Source organism: Gordonia iterans (assembly GCF_002993285.1).
Lineage (GTDB): Bacteria > Actinomycetota > Actinomycetes > Mycobacteriales > Mycobacteriaceae > Gordonia > Gordonia iterans.
On record NZ_CP027433.1, the window covers coordinates 1,221,178 to 1,240,916 of the forward strand.

Genomic DNA, 19,739 nt, shown 5'->3' on the forward strand with positions numbered 1-19,739 from the left:
CGGAGTGTCGACCACTCCCTCTCTGTCCGGGCTGAACGCCTATGCCACGCGCGACGGCGCCTTCGACGTCCTCCGGGAGAGGATCGCCGAGCCGCGGCTCGCGCTGACCGCCCCCGATGCGGCGCGGCCGTTCGTGGCGGCGACGCTGGCGCAGGCGGGCGCCGGTCCGCTGCTGGTGGTGACCGCCAACGGGCGCGAGGCCGACGACCTGACCAAGGAGCTGTCGGAGATGGTCGGCGACGGCGCCGACGCGGTGGCGCAGTTCCCGTCGTGGGAGACGCTGCCGCACGAGCGGCTCTCGCCCAGCGCGGACACCGTCGGCCAGCGGCTCGCGGTGCTGCATCGGCTGGCCGACCCCGACGGCGATCCGCTGCGGGTGGTGATCACCACGGTGCGGTCGCTGATCCAGCCGATGGCGCCGGGGCTGGGCTCGCTGCGGACGCTGACGCTTCGCGAGGGCCTCGAGGTGGACTTCGACGGTCTGGTGGAGCAGCTGGTCGAGATGGCCTACGAGCGAGTGGACATGGTCGGCCGGCGCGGCGAGTTCGCGGTCCGCGGCGGCATCCTCGACGTCTTCCCGACGACGGCCGATTATCCGGTGCGCGTGGAGTTCTGGGGCGACGAGATCACCGACATGCGGGCGTTCTCGGTGGCCGATCAGCGGACGCAGGCGGAGATCGACCTTTCGACGGGCTCGACGGGCTCGCGGGGCGGTGGCGTGCAGATTCACCCGTGCCGCGAGCTGGTGCTCACCGAGCAGGTGCGGGCGCGCGCCGGCGAACTCGCCGAGACGACCGACGACGAGGCGCTGGCCGAGATGCTCACCAAGCTCGCCGAGGGAATCCCGGTCGAGGGCATGGAGGCGATGATCCCGGCGCTCGTCGAGGGGCAGATGCAGTTGCTCACCGAAGTGCTGCCGGCGACCACACGCGTGCTGGTGCTGGACCCGGAGAAGGTCCGCACGCGGGCGGCCGACCTGGAGCGGACCGGGGCGGAGTTCCTGGAGGCGTCGTGGAACGCCGCCGCGCTCGGTGCGGGTGCTCCGGTGCAGGCCGGAAGCGTCGACTTGCAAGCGAGCGCCTACCGGCCGGTGTCCGAGGTGGAGCGGGCGACGATCGCGGCGGGGCGATCGTGGTGGACCTTCAGTCCGATCTCGTCGGGCGGCGGGGACGAGGTGGAGCTCGACGTGCAGGCGGGGCCGGCGCCGCATGGAGACGAGACGGCGATCGCCGATCTGCTCGCGGGCCTGCGGGCCCAGCTGGCCTCGGGCGGCCGGGCGGCAGTGGTCGCGGCGGGCCGGGGCACGGCGCAGCGGTTCGTCGAACGTCTGCGGGAGGCCGAAGTTCCCGCGCGGCTGATGGACGACGGCGAGACGCCCACCGAGGACGCGGTGTCGGTGTACCACGGAACCCTTCGTCATGGACTCGTCTGCCATCGGCTCGCCGGCGGATCGCTCGTCGTCGTCACCGAGGCCGATCTGACCGGCGCGCGGGTGGTCGGTGTGAAAGACGGCCGCAAGCTGCCCGCCAAGCGGCGCAACCAGGTGGATCCGCTGGCGCTGACCGCGGGCGACCTGGTCGTGCACGACCAGCACGGCATCGGGCGCTTCGTCGAGATGATCGAGCGGACCGTGCAGGGCGCGCGGCGCGAATATCTGGTCCTCGAGTACGCGCCCGGAAAGCGCGGCCAGCCGGGCGACCGGCTGTTTGTGCCGATGGAGTCGCTGGATCAGCTGTCGCGGTACGTCGGCGGCGAGCAGCCCGCCCTGAGCAAGCTCGGCGGCAGCGACTGGGCCAACACGAAACGCAAGGCGCGCAAGGCAGTTCGCGAGATCGCCGGGGAACTGGTGCAGCTGTACGCGGCGCGGCATGCGGCGCCCGGGCACGCGTTCGCGCCGGACACCCCGTGGCAGCGCGAGATGGAGGACGCATTCGACTTCACCGAGACCGTCGACCAGATGACGGTGATCGCCGAGGTCAAGGCCGACATGGAGAAGCCGGTGCCGATGGACCGGGTGATCGTCGGCGACGTCGGCTACGGCAAGACCGAGATCGCGGTGCGCGCGGCGTTCAAGGCGGTGCAGGACGGCAAGCAGGTGGCGGTGCTGGTGCCGACGACGATCCTTGCCGGACAACATCTTCAGACGTTCGCCGAACGCATGGCGGGCTTCCCGGTGAAGGTGCGTGGTCTTTCGCGGTTCACTTCGCCGGCGGAGTCCAAGGAGATCATCCGGGAGATGGCCTCGGGCGAGGTGGACGTGGTGATCGGCACGCATCGGTTGTTGCAGACCGGCGTGGTGTGGAAGGACCTCGGACTGGTGATCGTCGACGAGGAGCAGCGCTTCGGCGTCGAGCACAAGGAGCACATCAAGTCGTTGCGGACGCACGTCGATGTGCTGACGATGTCCGCGACGCCGATACCGCGGACGCTGGAGATGTCGATGGCCGGCATCCGGGAGATGTCGACCATCCTCACACCGCCGGAGGAGCGGCACCCGGTGCTCACGTACGTCGGCGCGTATTCGGAGAAGCAGGTCGGCGCGGCGATCCGGCGTGAGCTGCTGCGCGACGGCCAGGTGTTCTACGTGCACAACCGGGTCTCGACCATCGACAAGACGGCCAAGGCTCTGGCCCGGATGGTGCCGGAGGCGAGAATCGCTGTGGCACACGGGCAGATGCCGGAGGAACTGCTGGAGAAGACCGTCGATGCGTTCTGGAACCGGGAGTACGACGTCCTGGTGTGCACGACGATCATCGAGACCGGCCTGGACATCTCGAACGCGAACACGCTGATCGTCGACCGGGCCGAGAACTTCGGCCTGTCGCAGTTGCACCAGTTGCGCGGGCGGGTGGGGCGGTCGCGCGAGCGCGGGTACGCCTATCTCTTCTACAGCGGCGAGAAGCCGTTGACGGAGACCGCGTACGACAGGCTCGCGACCATTGCGCAGAACAACGAGCTCGGTGCGGGAATGGCTGTGGCGCTGAAGGATCTGGAACTGCGCGGTGCCGGCAACGTGCTGGGCGCCGAGCAGTCGGGCCATGTGGCCGGCGTCGGGTTCGACCTGTACGTGCGGCTGGTCGGCGAGGCGGTGGAAGCCTATCGCGCAGCCGCCGACGGGCAGGCGATCAGTCAGGAGGAGACCAAGGAGGTGCGGATCGATCTGCCGGTCGACGCGCACATCCCGGTCGAGTACGTCGAGGCCGACCGTCTGCGGCTGGAGGCGTACCGGAAGCTGGCCTCGGCGGCATCGGATACGGACGTCGACGAGGTGATGGCCGAGCTGAACGACCGCTACGGCGAGCCTCCGGTCGAGACCCGGCGGCTGGCGTCGATCGCGCGGCTGCGACTGCGATGCCGTGAGCGCGGGGTCACCGAGGTGACGCTGGCGGGCGAGAACGTGCGTCTCGCTCCGCTGGTGCTGGTCGACAGCGAGCAGGTCCGTCTCGCCCGGCTGTACAAGTCGGCGAACTATCGCGCGACGACGCACACCGTGATGCTGCCCGTCCCGCGGACGGCGGGGATGGGCTCGCCGAGACTGCGCGACGACGACCTGATCCAGTACTTGGTGACCTTCCTGACCACGCTCCTGCCGCGAGACTGACGCCGGTGTGGCGGCTGCGCCGTCGTGGTTCTGTCGTGCCGTCGCCAAGTGTGGGGTCCGAGGGCGTACGTTTGATCCGATAAGACGTTGAACGCTCGCGCGGAGGTGTACCGAGATGCCGGTGATCCTGATGGATCCAGCGCTGCCCGACCTGATCCCGGCACACGGGGTGTCGTACCTGTCTGGGCATGTGTTCGTCACCGAGGAGGTCCATCCCAAGCTGCTGTGGGACCTGCCGTCGTACGAGTACGTCAGCGTGCCGAGGGAGCTTCCGCCGGGGTCGGTGGTGCTCACGTCCGATCGCGAGCATCCGCTGGTCAGGCAGCAGATCGCGCACGGAGACGAGCTGATCGGCGGACAGACCGTCACCGGCACGAGGCTGCTCGAAGCCGTCGCCCTGATGGATCGTCTGCGCAGGACCGGTCCGTGGGAGAAGCAGCAGACGCACGACTCACTGCGCAGGTACCTCCTGGAGGAGGTCTACGAGCTGCTCGACGCGTTCGACGGGGACGATTCGAGCGAGCTGTGCTCCGAGCTGGGTGATCTGCTGCTGCAGGTGCTCTTCCACGCTCGGATCGCGGAGGATTCGGCGGTCGGCGCGTTCGACATCGACGACGTCGCGCAGAGCTTCATCTCGAAGGTGTCGTACCGGACGCCGGGCGTGCTGGCGGGCGAGCACGCGGACATCGAGCGCCAGATCAACGAGTGGGAGGAACGTAAGGCTGCCGAGCGGAGCCGGGGAAGCGTGCTCGACGGTCTGGTGACCGCGCAGCCGGCGCTCTCGCTGACGCAGAAGCTGTTCGAGCGCCTGGGGGCGGCCGGCTTCCCCCGCGACGCGATCAGCCCCAACCTGACCCGGGTCGACATCCCGGTCCGCAAGCACGCGCGGGAGAGCGTCGAGGACAACCTCCGCAGGGCCGTGCTCACGCTGATGCGCCAGGTGCGCGCCGCCGAGAACGCCGCGGGCGTCGACGGCGTGGTCCCGAGGGACGAGAACACCTGGCGCAAATACTTGGGCATGTCGTACGACGACGCCGAGCCCGACGAGGAGATAGTCCCTTCGCTCGTTGAGCCCCCCGACGAGGAGAGCGTCCCTTCGCTCGTTGAGCCGGTGAGGAGCGAAGCGACGAGCCGTGTCGAAACGCCCACCGACATCGTGGAAGCCGAGATCGTCGCGGTAGACGAGGGTGAGGCGGCAGTCGAGGGCGAGGTCGTGGTCGAGGCGAAACCCGGCACCGAGACGACGGACTCGATCCCGCCCGTCCAGGCCTCCAAGCCGTACGACAACGTCCCCCTCAACGACCCGAGCTCCTTCTACTTCGCCTTCCCGAAGCCCGGCACCCACGAGGCCCCGCCCCCGCGTCCCGAGGTTCCGCGGGGAGGTTTCCCCGAGGCCGAGGACTTCCCAGCGGGCCATGACCGAGCGGACCCCCTCGCTGATGATCGACCGGCTCCCTTCGCCGATCGAGCGGACCCCCTCGTTGATCGAGCGGACCCCCTCGCTGATCGAGCGGAGTCGAGATCAAACTTCCCAGCACCGCCGCCCATCCCGAAACGCACAGTGAAGAAGGACCCCATCAAGGCGAAGGACCGGACCCTGGACCTCCCGTACGGGGACCCTGTCGTGCCCGACCTAGTCGTGAAGTCCGACTGGGACGAATAGGTTGACGTGGCGCGTACCGATTGGACGCGACCGGAGCTCATCCTCGCGGTTGCTGTGCGAGACGAAATTGGCTGGGCAGGTTCGCCTTCGCGGCAGGACCCGCGCGTGGTGGAACTGTCGGAATTCTTGCGTGCCGCGAACCCTGCGCTGGCCTACGACGAAGACTTCAGGAGCACAGGCTCAGTTCGGGCCAAGTTGGAGAACCTCAAGACGAGCATGCCGGACTACCCGGGGAAGCGCACGAAGGGCGGTCGGGCGACCGAGGACGTGATGGCTTCGTTCGTCGAAGACCCGACCCGGCTGCTGGACCTGGCCGGGTTCGTCCGTGCGAATCCACAGTTGTTGGCCATCGCAGACGGTGACGAGGATCAGGGCGTCGACGAGTTGGTCGACCTCGACGAGATCGCGGAGCTTGGTGCCACCAGCGCTATCGAAGGAGCTGTTGCCCGGCGATTAGCGGTAGTTCGCGAGAGAAACCCGGGCCTCCGGCGAGCGAAGATCCGGCAGTCGTGGCGAGATCGGGGTGCCATCTCCTGCGAGGTGTGCGGATTCGACTTTGAGGCCGTCTATGGCGAGCATGGTGCCGGCTACATTCACGTGCATCATCGGGTTCCGCTGCACATCACCGATGAGGTCGAAACAGACCTTGCTGCGCTTGTCCTCCTGTGCGCGAACTGTCACGCGATGATTCACCGTTCGACGCCCTGGCTGAAGGTTGACGAGCTCGAAGCGCTCATCAAGAGTTCTCGCGCAACTGATTGATCGCCACGACGACAACCGAAGCTGCCTCCTCCGGGTCCTCGTGTTCCCACAGTCGCAGCACTGTCCATCCCTCGGCTTCCAGTGATGCTCTCTGGGCGACATCTCGCCTCGCGTTGGTCGCCAGCTTCGGGGTCCAGTACTCGGTGTTCGTCGTGGGCAGGCGCCCATGTACTGGGCAACTGTGCCAGAAGCAGCCGTCGACGAAGACTGCGAGCTTCTGCCTCGTGAAGACGATGTCCGGCCTCACCAGGCGATCCGCTGTCCGAATCGGAAGGTCCTTCCTGAAGCGCATACCCTGTCGGTGCAGGGCGCTCCGCAGCGCAGTCTCTGGCCGCGTGTCCTTCCGCTTGATCGCAGCCATGTTTCGCGACCGCCCTGGCGTGGGCGCTTCGAACTCGACTGACTTCATACTCCTAAACGTAGCCGACCTGCGCCAACGCCGGGGATGTCGTAACCCTGCGGTACACCAGCTGCGTCAGATTGCAGTGGAAGGGGGATCGCCATGCAAGGACAGCTACCGATCAGCGCGCCGGATGGCCGTGGACGGTCAACATGTAGGAAGATGGACGCCGTGAGCGCAAGACCGGATCGACCCAGTGAGCAATACACGGTCGTCGAGATCTGTGCAGGCGCAGGTGGGCAGGCGCTCGGGCTCGAGCGTGCTGGGTTCGACCATAGCCTGGCGGTGGAGCTGGACGAGAACGCCGCCAACACGCTGTGGCTGAACCGCGACAGTTGGGATGTCCGGGTTGGAGACGTCGCTAGCAGCGATGTCTGGACTCCGGCGGAGTTTGAAGGAGTCGACCTCCTCGCTGGAGGCGTGCCCTGCCCGCCGTTCTCGATCGCAGGGCGGCAGCTCGGTGCTTCCGACGAGCGCGACTTGTTTGCGTGGGCTGTAGAGCAGGTTGCAGTCGTGAAGCCGCGAGCGTTGATGCTCGAGAACGTCCGCGGTTTGTCTCAACCGCGGTTCGCGGCCTACCGCCAGCGAATCCTCGACCGGCTGGGCGCACTCGGTTACGAGCCGTTCTGGAAGCTCCTGCAGGCAACAGACTTCGGAGTTCCGCAGCTTCGACCTCGCTTCGTCCTAGTCGCGCTGAAGCCGGAGGATGCCCGGTACTTCTCGTGGCCGGATCCGGTGCAACACACGAACACGGTCGGCGACGAGTTGTACGATCTGATGGCAGAGAATGGTTGGAAGCATGCAGATGCATGGCGTGCGATGGCAAACGACATCGCGCCCACGATCGTCGGAGGCTCGAAGAAGCACGGCGGAGCAGACCTCGGTCCGACCCGAGCGAAGGCGGCTTGGCTTCAGCTGGGCGTCGACGGGAAGGGTATCGCTAACGAGTCGCCGGCCAGAAATGCTCCGCACCCTACTGTGAAACCACCTCGTCTGACGATCGACATGGTGCGGCGGATACAGGGGTGGCGGGACGAGTATGGGTGGAAGTTCAGTGGCCGGAAGACTTCCCAATACCGTCAGATCGGCAACGCCTTCCCGCCGCCCGTCGCGGAGGCAGTCGGCCACTCTATCATGGCGGCGTTTGATCAGATCATGCTCTCGGCAGCCGAGAAGGCGACGGCAGAAGATCCGCTGTTCAGCCTACTTAACCGTCACCGCGATGGTGTTTCCGAGTCTGATATTTACGCAGAGCTTCCTGACCTTACTCCGACCGCGCTAGCGAGGCGGCTTGCAAAGCTCGAGCTTGACTTTGAAGTTCAGGTTTCTGAGATGAACGGCGAAACGATGCACAAGCTTGGCGAGTTTCGGGGGTTTGTTGGCCAGGACGGTCACTTCCGCCATGAGTACATGAGCGAACACCGCTCCAAGGTTAGCTAGTTTCGAGGATTGGGGCGGGTTCCACAACCGCCTCGCCTGGAAGTGCTCGCCGCCAGCGCCGACCGTCGATCTCAGCTCCGTTGGGACCGGCGGTCGGCACAACCTTGACCGAGACATACTCATCGGGCAGGGGCACGGGGACGCCGAGTGCTGTGGCGATATCGCGGTGGTACATACCGCTGAGGATCACATATCCTTCGGGCCGAAGCGCAGATCGAGCGCCACCGTTGTAGCGGACACGCTTCTGTGCGTCGAGCTGCCGACTTACGGTAGCGACTGCGTTGCGGTTCACTATCATTCCCTCTGCGGCGCGGAAGAGCCTGTTGGTGCGCTGTGTTCCCCACCGGCTCTCGAAGATGTGGTCCACAACCGCTGGAGCCAGCTGCAACAGTACGTTCGGCCGTAGCGCGGCGTCTCGCCAAAGCCAGTGAATTGCCTTTCGGCCTTCTGCTGTGAGTTGGCTCTTCTTATCGCGATTGTGCTTCTCGCGCCTCACCTCGGAAGTCACCCGGATGAGCCCTAGCGACCACCTTGACTCGGCGTCGCTTCCAGTTGCGACCAGCGCTAGCTCTCCGAAGACCTCAGGAGGAAGCATCCAGCCGCCGTCTGTTTGGCTCCACTTCGCATCGACTTGGTGACCTGCGATCCGGTAGTCAGTGGTTGCACCTCCTTCGAACTCAAACTCACGCTGAGCGTTGATCTCAAACAAGGTGCCGAAGTGGGTTTTCTCAGTCTTCATCAACTGGTCCCACCTATAGCGGCCCGTCTCCTGCCCGTTGTAGATCATGTCGTAGGTCTTGCGTACGACGGCCGCCCAACGGGACCCGCTAGGGTCGGCCTGATCAATATGGAACGCTACTTCGAGAAGAGGGAGGTCGTCGGCGGCATCGATGTCCTGGGAGTCCATGGGGAGAATCTAGCGTAGCGGCAGCAATCGACCACTTTCCCGGTACGTCATTACAGGCACTAGTGCCGCGTGTCGTTAATTAGTTTAGGGTTGTTGGGTTGAGATAGTTGGCTATGGCTAATACTCCTGCCCCGGCCCTGGAACTGCGTGATGGCGATGCGGACGAACTCGATCAGTTGTTGAGGTCGACCACGACGCCGGCCGGTCTGGCGCGTCGTGCGCGGATCGTCATGCTTGCTGCCGATGGGATGGCTAATACGCGGATCAGTGACGTCGTCGGGACGTCGGTGCCGACGGTCCTCAAGTGGCGTTCCCGGTACCTCCAGGACGGACTCGATGGTCTCCTCGACGCGCAAAGGCCCGGTCGCCCACGGCATCTCGATCACGCCGATGTGGTGTCGGCGACGTTGATGCCGCCACCGAAGAAGTACGGAGTCGCGCACTGGTCGTCGCGGCTGCTGGCCGGGCACCTCGGAATCGGGAACGCCACGGTCGCCCGCGCCTGGCGTGAGTACGGCGTGCAGCCGTGGCGGTCGGGAACATTCAAGTTCTCCACCGATCCGCAGCTGGTCGCCAAGGTCACCGATGTCGTCGGCCTGTACCTGGAGCCGCCGGAGAACGCGATCGTGTTGTGCGTGGACGAGAAATCGCAGATCCAGGCCCTCGATCGCACGGCGCCGATGCTGCCGATGCAGCCAGGGCAGATCGAACGCCGCACCCACGACGACAAACGCCACGGCACCACCACCTTGTTCGCGGCCCTGGAGATCGCGACCGGGCAGGTCACCGCCGCGGTCAAACCGCGACATCGCCACCAGGAGTTCCTGGCGTTCCTACGGCAGATCGACCGCGCCTACCCCGACCAGGAACTGCACTTGGTCATGGACAACTACGCCACCGGCAAGACCCCCGAAGTGAAGGACTGGCTCGCCCGACACAAGAACTTCCACGTCCACTTCACCCCGACCTCAGCGTCCTGGCTCAACCTCGTCGAAGTGTGGTTCGGCATCATCGACCGACAAGCCATCCGCCGCGGGATCTTCACCTCAGTCAAAGACCTCAACGCGAAGATCCGCGCCTTCATCACCGGCTGGAACGACCGCAAACACCCCTTCGTCTGGACCAAAACCGCCGAGGACATTCTGAAGAAAGCCCAACCGAAAACCAATTAATGACACGCGGCACTAGCGCGATTTAGCGGAGGTCAATCAGAGACGGTCCGTGCCGACGCGTTGGTTTCTGCCGGGTATCTCGCACCAGTCCGCTAGAGTCGTGTTCGTTGCGGAACGAGCCGCGACTTTCAGCTGACTTGCAGCGGAAGGGAGTGGCGTGGCTGAGTCGGCGACGCGTCCGCGCACTCTCCTTGGCCTTGCCGATCAGCCAGGTGAACCCGTGGTCGTCGCACCGTGGATTGGGTCGTTCGTCAGCGTCGGGTCTCGGTTGCGACGCTACCTCTCGAAGCTAGAGGGGCGGCAGTTGGTCTTGACTGTCTCTGTGCCCAGGCGTGACTACGTAGCCGCCCTCATCGGTTCGGGTTGGATGCTGTCGAGTCCAGGTCCGACGCTCGACGATCCGTTAGCCGTGTTCGAGGCGTCCGATCAGTCGACCTACTTGCGGGCGGTTACCGACAGGCTGATCGTTAGCGGTCGGTTCTCGAAGATGGAGGCGCACTCGAGTGGCCCGCGGGTCCTCACCGGCGGCAAGCTCCTCCCTGCCGATCGTTACCGCGCTGTGTCGGTGCTCGACGATGACGTCGAGTCCATCGTCAGCGAGGTTCCGGCGGGCGGATACCTGGCCGAGCTAACCGGTGCCGCGACTTCATGGCTGAACCGCCTCGCTGCGCCGCCGATGGACCTCGCTCTCGTGGGGACGAACAAGTGGCTTCGTGAGGACCTTCAGGCGGTCATTGGAAGCGGGGCGTCCGGCAGTGACTCGTGGACGACGCTTGGTGCCTATGTCCTACCGTACGACGAAGGCGCGGCTACCTGGTCGACGTCGGTCATTACGGCGGCTCGTCTCGGCGAAGGTGAAGTATTGCCCGAGTCCTGTGTCGCAGTTGTCCTGGATCGCTATAGCGCCATCAAATATCTGAACGACATCACGGTACCCATCGTAGTCTGCATCGTTGATCGGTCAGTTGCTGACGAATCCGCGGCGGAGACGATTATCGAGGCCCGCCACAACAACAGCCGACCTGTCTCGGTTGCCGACGAGCTGCGGTGGCATCCGCCGACAGCAGTCGAAGCCCTGGCGTTCACGGTAGCCATATGAGTCGAGTGCATGACGTCGCGCGGCGCTACATAGCGGCGGGTTCGGTGATCCATCAGGGCATCTCGATATTTGCCGTCGGCGATCCAGCGGGTGCTCAGTTGAACGCAGCTATCCGCCGTGCGCTGTTCGTACGTGGAGACGAGCGGAGCGAGGTCTGGAATGGCATGCTGCAAGCCGCTAACGTCCTGCGCTGGCGCCGCATGACACAGCCGCAGCCGCTGCAGTACCAAGCGCAGCAACCGCTTATCGATGACATCGTGCGGCAAGCGAAGCGGCTCCGGCACCTCGTCAGCGATGGAGCTTCGCTCGATCTAATCGCGGAAGCAGCGGTAGCCGTGGGCGAGACCGATTCGCCGATTGGCGCTGTCTTGCTCGAATCGATCCAGGAGGTTGGTCTGGAGGCATGCACCATCGTTGCGATCAACGGAGCAGCTCGCGCCGGACTGGCGTCGTGGCTCGATGAACTCGGCGCCACCGTGCTGGTTCCGAGTGAGCTGGACACAGTCGGTGAGGCCGTCGACATCAGCTACGTTGTTGCGCCGCCGACGTTCGTGCCGTCATCTGTCGTCACTGCGCCGGTGACTCCAGAGGTCACGTTTCTGATGCCGGCCTGGTTCCGCAATAGATCGGTACCGTCGTCAACGCTCGGCGTCCATGCGGAAGGCCAGATCGTACTCAGGTCTACGGTCCATGAGGTTGGCGACACGACCGAGTCCGAGTCCGCAATCGCCGACGATGAAGAAATCGCCGACGTCTACTTTCCCCAGCCGGTGTGGGGCACACGTACCTCCGGGGACCGCGAGCCGACCAGTGATGAGGCGGAGGCGTGGAAGGTGCTTCTTACAGGTGGGCAGGGCTTGTGGCTCGACGACGGCGATCGGATCCGCTCACTAGATCCGCGGCAGCCCGAAGGCGCCCGGGTTGGGTACGAGGCTGTGTCTGGCGTCGTCCCCGGCACCTACTTGGTTCTACGCGAAGGTGAGGCTGAACGAGGGGCGATGTATGACCAAGCCATCTCCACCCTCGGTGCGAAGGCCGCCGACATCCTCGCAACCCAGGCCAACTGGAAGAAGCGGCTTGAGGAGACACTGGCGGAAATAGGCATCTGTCGAGCAGCGACGGAGCTTGAACAGCTTGGGGTGTGCGCTAGCGGCCAAGTGCGTGCCTGGCCAGAGTCTCGTCTGATCTGTCCACAGCGAGACGCTGACTTTGCCCTGCTACTCGACTGGCTCGGCGAGCCACTGGAGCCAACCTATAGCAACGCAATCATGTTAAGAAGGGCCGTCTACAAGGCGAGTGCCGATCTTCGCAGGGAACTCGAAGCGGCCGCCGGGCGCGCCGACCTACGGGTGCTGGAACGCGACGGGATTTTACACCTGGACCTACCCCGTGAAGGTTTCCGCGGCATGATCGTTGCGCGGGTTCTCGCCAAGGCGCCGTTCACCGAGATCGTTAGCAGGCATCAAGTACGTGTGCCGTTCACTGATGCGAGTGCCAAATGGCTCGACTGATACCGTCGCTTTTTCCAGAGAGTGCAGCGCCCGGAGAGAAGTCGGTCTATCGAATGTTGGCCGAGGACGAGACGACCGACGACTGGATCGTTCTGCACTCGCTCAACATTGCCGAGCATGTTCGCAACCCGGAGGGTGAAGCCGACTTTGTCGTCATAGCGCCGGATCTCGGTGTTCTTGTGATCGAGGTGAAGTCGCATGAGCACTTCACATTCGACGATGGTGTCTGGAAGCTCGGCAGTCAGGCGCCGACCACACGCGGCCCATTCCAACAGGCCAGCGAGGCGATGCACTCGATTCGGAAAGACCTTCTCAAGAAGGGGATCGATCTTCGATCGATCCCCACACTGAGCGCAGCATGGTTCACAGCGACCCGCGCCCGGACGATGCTCAAGCCTACGAACGAGTGGTTCGACTGGCAGGTGCTCGACTCGGAGGACCTTAAGAACAACCCGATCGGTGCTCTCCGTCGAGCCTTCGCGGGCGGAATCGCCAACCTCGATGCCACCTTCAACGGCTTCTCCTACGGGGGCGTCGGGCCAGACCAGGCAACCGCACAACAGATTGCCAGGCTGCTTCGACCCAACTTCGAGTTCGGACGGGTCGCCGGAGACGTGCGTTCGGCCCGCGAGCGCCAGCTCGTCCGCTTCGTTGAGGAGCAGTTTCTCGCGCTTGACGCTATGGTCGACAACCAGCGCGTGCTATTCACCGGACCAGCCGGCTCCGGGAAGACCTTCCTCGCTCTTGAGGCTGCACGCCGTGAACTGGCGCTTGGGCGCACAGGTAGTCTCATGTGCTTCAACAAGTTGCTCGGACGAAGGCTCGCTGCCGACATCAACGTACCCAGTTTGTCGGTGGGAACCTTCCATAGCAAACTCGTGGCGCTCACTGGGCTCAAGGCACCGAACGACGCTGGCCAGCTGTTCTGGACGTCCGAGCTTCCAGAACGCGCCATCGAAATTTTGCTTGAGATGGACAAGCCTCCAGCCGATTTCCTGATTGTCGATGAAGTTCAGGATCTGGTGACCGAGTCGTATCTCGACGTTTTCGAGCTGATGGTGAAGGGTGGCCTTGCCGGGGGGCGTGTCCTCATGTTCGGTGACTTCGAACGTCAGGCCATCTATGACGACGGTCGTGGCCACGAGCTCATCAAGGCGCGCATGCCCAACATTCCGTCGCACCGACTCACGATGAACTGCCGAAACCTCCCGAGGATTGGTTTCAGCGTCAACTTCTTCAGCGGGCTCACCCCCGGCTACAAGAAGTTCCGACGAGACGACGACGGCGTCAACCCGGTGCTACTCAAGTACGTGCGTGGGGACGATCAGTCGCCGCTGCTTCGCAAGGCCGTCGACGAACTACGGGAAGAGTCGTTCGACTTAACCGAGATTGTCGTGCTGAGTCCGCTCGGCGCTGGGTCAGTTGCGGCTACTACCACTGACTCATGGCTGAAGAGCGTGCTCGTGCAAGCTGACGGCCGCAATACGAAGAAGGGGAAGATCCGCTTCGCATCGATCCAGTCCTTCAAGGGTCTCGAAGCGCCGGCTGTCATCGTCACTGACTTGGACCGCGCCAGCGTTCCGAACTTCGAATCGGTCCTCTACGTCGGGCTGACACGGGCAACAGATCGTCTTTACGGTGTCATCGAGGAAGGCACTGGACTGGAAGGAATGGCAGGGAACCAATGAGCGGGGTTGAGGCACGTGACATCGTCGAGGCGGCAGTACGACGCGAACTGTTTGGACCTCCTGACGAAGAGGCCCCGTCCGGCGATCCCGTCGACTGCTCCGGACCGTCTCTGACCTTCCAGACGAAGGGTGCGATCAACGGACAGTTCCACGATCGCGACACGTTAGAAGAGGTACTGACGCGCTCCGACCCGCTACGCCGCTACGGTGTTGGCGTTCTTTACAGTGGCGGTACTCCGACTGGTGGTCTCGCATCAGAGGGTGACGACTCTGCCGTCATTCCAGGACTGGCAGAGAGCGAAGAGACCCCCGAAGAGCCGCCGACCGAGGTACGCGGTCTTCGTCGACAAGATCAACCTGACTCTGACGACTTCGACCTGTCTGACGCGAACCGGCGCAAGCCATCAGCAATGGCGATCTCGTTCAAGGTCCGAATCGCTGCGGGAGCAGCGCTCAAGATCCGGGTGACGGGTGCCTACTACGATCCCGTCAAGGTCACCGCACCAGATACGCCACCGCTGAAATGGTGGGTTCGGCGTCCGTTTGTGCTCAATGCCGTCGCTTCGGCGGACGTGCTCAGGCTAGAGCGAAAGCGCTCGCCGCTGATCACGACGCCGGTAGTCATTGAGCCAAAGATCGAGCCGCGCATCACGCCCAGCGTTTCGATCTTCAGCCGTGCGGTGCCAGGTGAAGTGGATCCGGAGCTTCGATTGGTCACGTTGGCTGTCGTCGATGATGTCGTCGGCACAGGGGCGGGAAGTGCGTTCTTTCAGGTCGCCTTCTCCGCCACAGCACAGGAAGGGTTACGTATCGAACCCTACCCCGACGTCGAGCAACCCGATAGCGACCCCGAGGAGGAGTCGATCGCGCTTCTGTACCGCCACCGCCGCACCTTCGCGATTGGCCACGGCTGCGCCGCAGCCTGGGAAGATCCGGCTGGGGAGGACAGCACCCCGACAGTCCCATTCGTGAAAGCCGACGCGCTGCCCGTCTACGAGGTCACCAGCCTGACGCCAGACGTTTACGAAGAGAACTCCGACGGCACCCGCACATCAGTCAGTGTCAGTATGGAGGAGCTAGCGAACAACACCGCTGCCGGCGACCGTCAAGTCGAGAAGGTCCTCGCGCTCTACGCTCAGTGGATCAGAGACCGGACCGCGTCAATCGGTGACCTACCAGCCCGCTACCAAAGGGCCGCCCGGGAGCACGTGAAGAAGTGCACTGAGGCGCTCAAGCGGATGCAAGAGGGTTGGTACCTCGTGAAGATAAACCCGCTCGCCGCGCGCGCCTTCCGACTCGCCAACTTTGCGATGCTCTACCAGCAGATTCGTTCGCGGCTTGAGCCACGGGACCTCATCAAGGACAAACAAGGGGTCTATCGCCCAGACGGTGACCACCCGGCGGCAACACCCGACCCCATGGGTGGTTGTTGGCGCGCCTTCCAGATCGCTTTCATCCTTGCATGTCTGCCTGAACTCGTCGACCCGACGCACCGGAAGCGCACGCTGGTCGACCTGATCTTCTTCCCGACTGGTGGCGGTAAGACTGAGGCCTACCTCGGCGCATCGGCCATCTCGCTGCTCGCACGCCGACTTCGCAACCCAGACGACGCCGGCACCGACACGCTGATGCGATACACGCTCCGCCTGCTCACTGCCCAACAGTTTCTGCGCGCCTCTTCCCTGATCTGCGTCTTGGAGGACGTCCGCTCCCGGATGGAGCACGACCTCGGCACCGCGCCATTCGGCATCGGGGTCTGGCTCGGCGGTGACTCAACGCCAAACCGCTGGACTGCGGCCAAGCGTGCGCTCGCCGAACTGCGACGCGACTCGCGAATCCCGAACAAGTTCTTGCTCCTCAAGTGCCCATGGTGTGGCACACGAATGGGACCCGTCAGCAAGTCACGGGGACAGGACACCCCAGGCTATGTTTGGTCGGGCGACCGATTCCTCTTCCGATGCCAAGACGAAATGTGCCGGTTCAGCGGTCGGGACGGCCTGCCCGTCCACGTCATCGACGAAGACATCTACGAGACGGGTCCTTCGATCGTGATTGGCACCGTCGACAAGTTCGCCACGATGGCATGGCAACCGGCGGCCCGCGCAATGTTCGGGCTCGGTGAACACGGCGAGCGGGTCTACTCGCCACCGGGGCTGATCATCCAGGATGAGTTGCACCTAATCTCCGGCCCTTTGGGGTCGATGGTCGGGCTCTATGAACCTATGATCGATGACCTGACAACCGACCGCCGTAGCGATCCGCCAATACCTGCCAAGGTCATTGCGTCGACCGCCACGGTGCGCCGGTATGAGGACCAGATCCTCGGGCTGTTCGGTCGCAAGGAAGTCGCCTTGTTTCCGCCCCATGGACTCGAGGAGGGGCGGTCGTTCTTCGCGGAACCGGCCCGGCTTGCTGGCGGTGAGCCAGCACCCGGCCGGCGGTACCTCGGGGTCATGAGCCCGTCACTCGGCTCCACTCAAACGGTCCAAGCACGCGTCGCGGCCGCGACGCTTCAAGCCGGCCCACAGATCCCAGACCCAGCCGATCGGGATGGCTACTGGACCAACGTCAACTTCCTGAACAGCCTCCGAGAGCTCGGCAACACGCTGTCATTGCTGGACTCCGACGTCCCTGACTACTTGGTAGGACTGCAGCGGCGCGACGGCATCACGCCAAGGTACCCACGCAATAAGATGGAGCTAACATCGCGTCGCCGCAGTGACGAGATTCCAAAGGCAATCGAGGAGCTCGAACTCCGACTGCCTCACCCCGATTGTGCGGACGGAGCCAAGTGCGTCAGTTCCGGGTCGTGCCCCGAGAACGCGAAGTGCGTTGATATCTGCCTTGCGTCGAACATCATCGAGGTCGGTGTCGACATCGACCGGCTCGGCTTGATGACGATCGTTGGCCAGCCAAAGACCACCGCGCAGTACATTCAGGTGAGCGGCCGCGTCGGACGCAACGTGAAGACGCCTGGCCTTGTCATCACAATCTACGGGGCAGCCAAGCCTCGCGACCGAAGTCACTACGAGCGGTTCCGGACCTATCACCAGCAACTGTATGCGCAGGTGGAGCCAACTTCGGTGACGCCCTTCGCTGAGCCCGTCTTGAAACGAGCGCTCCACGCAGCGGCAATCTCTCGCATGCGTCAACTCAATCCGACGCTCGACCCGAGCCCGTTCCCGCAGGTCGAGTTCGACGATTCGATCGCATTGCTTCGGGCCCGCGCGGCGCTCGTTGACAGTGAGGAACTGCCGGTCTTCGACCAATGGGTCGCTGAGCGGTCTCGCCAGTGGGCGAAGGGTGAGCGCACCACGTGGGCGACCGTCAACTACTTCAACGGTGACCCAAAACAGGGTCTGATGCGCCCAGCAGGCGACCTTGCAGATCCTGGCAACAAAAACATTACCTGGGAGACGCCGATGAGCATGCGCAGCGTTGACGCCGAGTGTCAGATCTCCGTCACGCTAGACTATCTCTCCGACGACCTGGAAGAGCCGGAGGTACAGGCATGACTTCTGGCAGCATGCGCAGAGCCCAGTTGGTGTCGCCGTTTGGTGTGGGCGCAATGAGCGTCCTCGTTAACGGCACTTCGGTTATCACGGCGGGGCTTGACCACTGGTTCCCTCGCAACAACGCCGACCTGGCGCTGGAGGACTTCCGCGTCAACGACTGGCGACTTGAAGACCGACTCAAGGTCCAGGAATTCCGCCTGCCCCCGGATTACCGCAACGGCTTACCGGAAGACCACCGGAACGAGAAGCTGAGCGTCCCAGCCCTGAGGTTCCCGTGCTACTCCTTCTGCATGTACTGCAAGCGGCTGAGGAAGGTACCTCTCAGCTTCCAGGACGCCGTCCGGTGCGAGGAACCCACGTGCGTGGGCAAGCGCCGCTCCGGGCCGAAGATGTCGCAGGTGCCATTCGTGGCGATCTGTGGGAGGGGGCACATTGACGACTTCCCATTCAGGGCGTGGGTGCATCGATCGAAGAACCCTAGTTGCACCGGAGTGTTGCGGCTGTTTTCGACTGGAGGAGGCGGACTTGAGGGCCAGGTAGTCCGGTGCGGCTACGACGCGAAGAACAAGCGCGTTGAGCGCGAGGGATGTGGTGCGTCGCGATCCCTGCAAGGCATCACAACCGGCGGGATGAAAGACGAGTCCGGGGAAGAGAGTACCTTTCTGACGCAGCAGTTAGCTGGCCGTTCGGATCCATATCTGTGCACCGGCGCACGGCCATGGCTTCATGAGGAGGACGGCCCGTGCGACCAACCGGTTCAGGGCGCGCTCAGGGCCAGTGGCAACGTCTACTTCCCGTACGTGGAGTCGTCGATCTTCCTGCCACAGAAAGTTGGTGCGGTCAGCGGCGCGCTGCGCGACCTGCTGAAGCGAGCCGACGTCGAACCGACCATGGCGTTCCTCTCTACGATGCGGGGCAAAGATGCCACCGTGGCCGAGATCCGCCAGGCGACGCGAGGCGCCGGAGACCTGTTCGACCAGTTCTCCGACGACGAGTTGCTCGCGGCCTACCAAGACCGCTTCGGCATCGGCTCCGCAGATGACGACGGCGGCGACGATGAATCTGGCGACCTCGATATCTGGCGCTACCCGGAGTTCGCGCTGTTGCGCGGGACGCCGCAGGACGACGAGTTACGCGCATCGGATCCCGGCGTCCACGCTGCTATCGCGGGACACCTCGATCGAGTTCGGAGTGTCACGGTCCTCCGTGAGACCCGCGTCCTACGAGGATTCACCCGAGGCCGTGACAGTGACCTGAAGATCGCCGAGGGTAAAGCTCTGCTTCGGCGTCGCCCCTTGCCGCCGGACAAGGACTGGTTGCCGGCCTACGTGGTCAAGGGTGAGGGAATCTACTTTGAGCTCGACCGCGAGCGCCTCGCGGCCTGGGAAGCGCGTGGAGAAGTGCAGTCGCGGGCCGATCTCATCGCAAATCAGTACGGGCAGGTGATCACTAATCGTGGCGGCAGCCCGAGGGACATTTCGCCGCGCATGATCATGCTGCACACGTTCGCGCACCTCCTGATCAACGAGCTCGTCCTCACCTGCGGTTACAGCTCAGCGTCACTTCGGGAGCGCTTGTACGTGTCACGCGACAGTAGCCGGGATATGGCAGGGCTTCTGATCTACACCGCGGCCGGTGACTCTGAGGGCACGATGGGTGGCCTTGTCCGTATGTCTCGGCCAGACCGCCTCAGGCCGGTCGTCGCGGCGGCACTCAGTGACGCCCACTGGTGCTCGACTGACCCGGTTTGCATGGACGCGGGACAGCAGGGTCAGGGACCAGACTCGTGCAACCTTGCCGCCTGCCACGGCTGCGCATTGCTACCGGAAACGAGTTGTGAAGAATTCAACCGGTTCCTCGACCGTGGCCTAGTGATCGGCACGTTCGACTACCCGAACCTTGGATACTTTTCAAATCTGTCCCACCGAAGCCTATCCCGTGAATAATTCGTGTACCAAGGCCCCGATTCGGGCCTGGCGTG

At 64.0% G+C, this 19,739-nt stretch carries 12 protein-coding genes; 10 read left to right on the forward strand and 2 right to left on the reverse strand.

Annotated elements, in window-relative coordinates; translation table 11 throughout:
- The first annotated feature begins 4 nt into the window (after positions 1 to 4).
- The 3 genes from mfd to C6V83_RS05720 all read left to right on the forward strand — a co-directional run bounded on the left by mfd (position 5) and on the right by C6V83_RS05720 (position 6,026).
- Positions 5 to 3,601: a transcription-repair coupling factor gene (gene mfd, locus C6V83_RS05710; RefSeq protein ID WP_105943745.1), complete on the forward strand. Its 3,597-nt coding sequence runs from the start codon at positions 5 to 7 to the stop codon at positions 3,599 to 3,601.
- Between the two features lie 115 nt (positions 3,602 to 3,716).
- The gene (locus C6V83_RS05715) at positions 3,717 to 5,264 is read left to right on the forward strand and encodes a MazG family protein (RefSeq protein WP_105941581.1); all 1,548 of its coding nucleotides are present in this window, start codon (positions 3,717 to 3,719) and stop codon (positions 5,262 to 5,264) included.
- A 6-nt stretch (positions 5,265 to 5,270) separates the two neighbouring features.
- A complete protein-coding gene (locus C6V83_RS05720) occupies positions 5,271 to 6,026 on the forward strand; it encodes an HNH endonuclease (protein ID WP_159067451.1) in 756 nt (251 codons plus the stop codon).
- Here C6V83_RS05720 and C6V83_RS05725 read toward each other — a convergent pair.
- Entirely contained in the window at positions 6,001 to 6,435 is a 435-nt protein-coding gene (locus tag C6V83_RS05725; protein WP_267893971.1) for a very short patch repair endonuclease, read from the reverse strand. The genes C6V83_RS05720 and C6V83_RS05725 overlap by 26 nt on opposite strands.
- A 153-nt stretch (positions 6,436 to 6,588) precedes the next feature.
- Between C6V83_RS05725 and C6V83_RS05730 the strand changes: the two genes are divergently transcribed.
- A complete protein-coding gene (locus C6V83_RS05730) occupies positions 6,589 to 7,866 on the forward strand; it encodes a DNA cytosine methyltransferase (protein ID WP_105941584.1) in 1,278 nt (425 codons plus the stop codon).
- Here the strand turns inward: C6V83_RS05730 and C6V83_RS05735 are convergent.
- On the reverse strand, positions 7,859 to 8,773 hold the full coding sequence (locus C6V83_RS05735; RefSeq protein WP_105941585.1) for a NaeI family type II restriction endonuclease: 915 nt from the start codon (positions 8,771 to 8,773) through the stop codon (positions 7,859 to 7,861). The two genes, C6V83_RS05730 and C6V83_RS05735, sit on opposite strands and share 8 nt — an antisense overlap.
- A gap of 113 nt (positions 8,774 to 8,886) precedes the next feature.
- Between C6V83_RS05735 and C6V83_RS05740 the strand changes: the two genes are divergently transcribed.
- The 6 genes from C6V83_RS05740 to drmB all read left to right on the forward strand — a co-directional run bounded on the left by C6V83_RS05740 (position 8,887) and on the right by drmB (position 19,704).
- Entirely contained in the window at positions 8,887 to 9,945 is a 1,059-nt protein-coding gene (locus C6V83_RS05740) for an IS630 family transposase (RefSeq protein ID WP_105941586.1), read from the forward strand.
- Positions 9,946 to 10,102: 157 nt separating this feature from the next.
- A complete protein-coding gene (locus C6V83_RS05745; RefSeq protein ID WP_234353876.1) occupies positions 10,103 to 11,044 on the forward strand; it encodes a hypothetical protein in 942 nt (313 codons plus the stop codon).
- Entirely contained in the window at positions 11,041 to 12,555 is a 1,515-nt protein-coding gene (locus C6V83_RS05750; protein WP_105941588.1) for a hypothetical protein, read from the forward strand. Before C6V83_RS05745 ends, C6V83_RS05750 begins: the two co-directional genes overlap by 4 nt.
- Positions 12,543 to 14,243: a nuclease-related domain-containing DEAD/DEAH box helicase gene (locus C6V83_RS05755; RefSeq protein WP_105941589.1), complete on the forward strand. Its 1,701-nt coding sequence runs from the start codon at positions 12,543 to 12,545 to the stop codon at positions 14,241 to 14,243. Before C6V83_RS05750 ends, C6V83_RS05755 begins: the two co-directional genes overlap by 13 nt.
- The gene (locus C6V83_RS05760; RefSeq protein WP_105941590.1) at positions 14,240 to 17,758 is read left to right on the forward strand and encodes a helicase-related protein; all 3,519 of its coding nucleotides are present in this window, start codon (positions 14,240 to 14,242) and stop codon (positions 17,756 to 17,758) included. Before C6V83_RS05755 ends, C6V83_RS05760 begins: the two co-directional genes overlap by 4 nt.
- Positions 17,755 to 19,704, forward strand: coding sequence for a DUF1998 domain-containing protein (gene drmB, locus C6V83_RS05765; protein WP_234353878.1), 1,950 nt, complete (start codon positions 17,755 to 17,757; stop codon positions 19,702 to 19,704). The genes C6V83_RS05760 and drmB overlap by 4 nt, the downstream gene beginning before the upstream one ends.
- Positions 19,705 to 19,739: the final 35 nt, after the last annotated feature.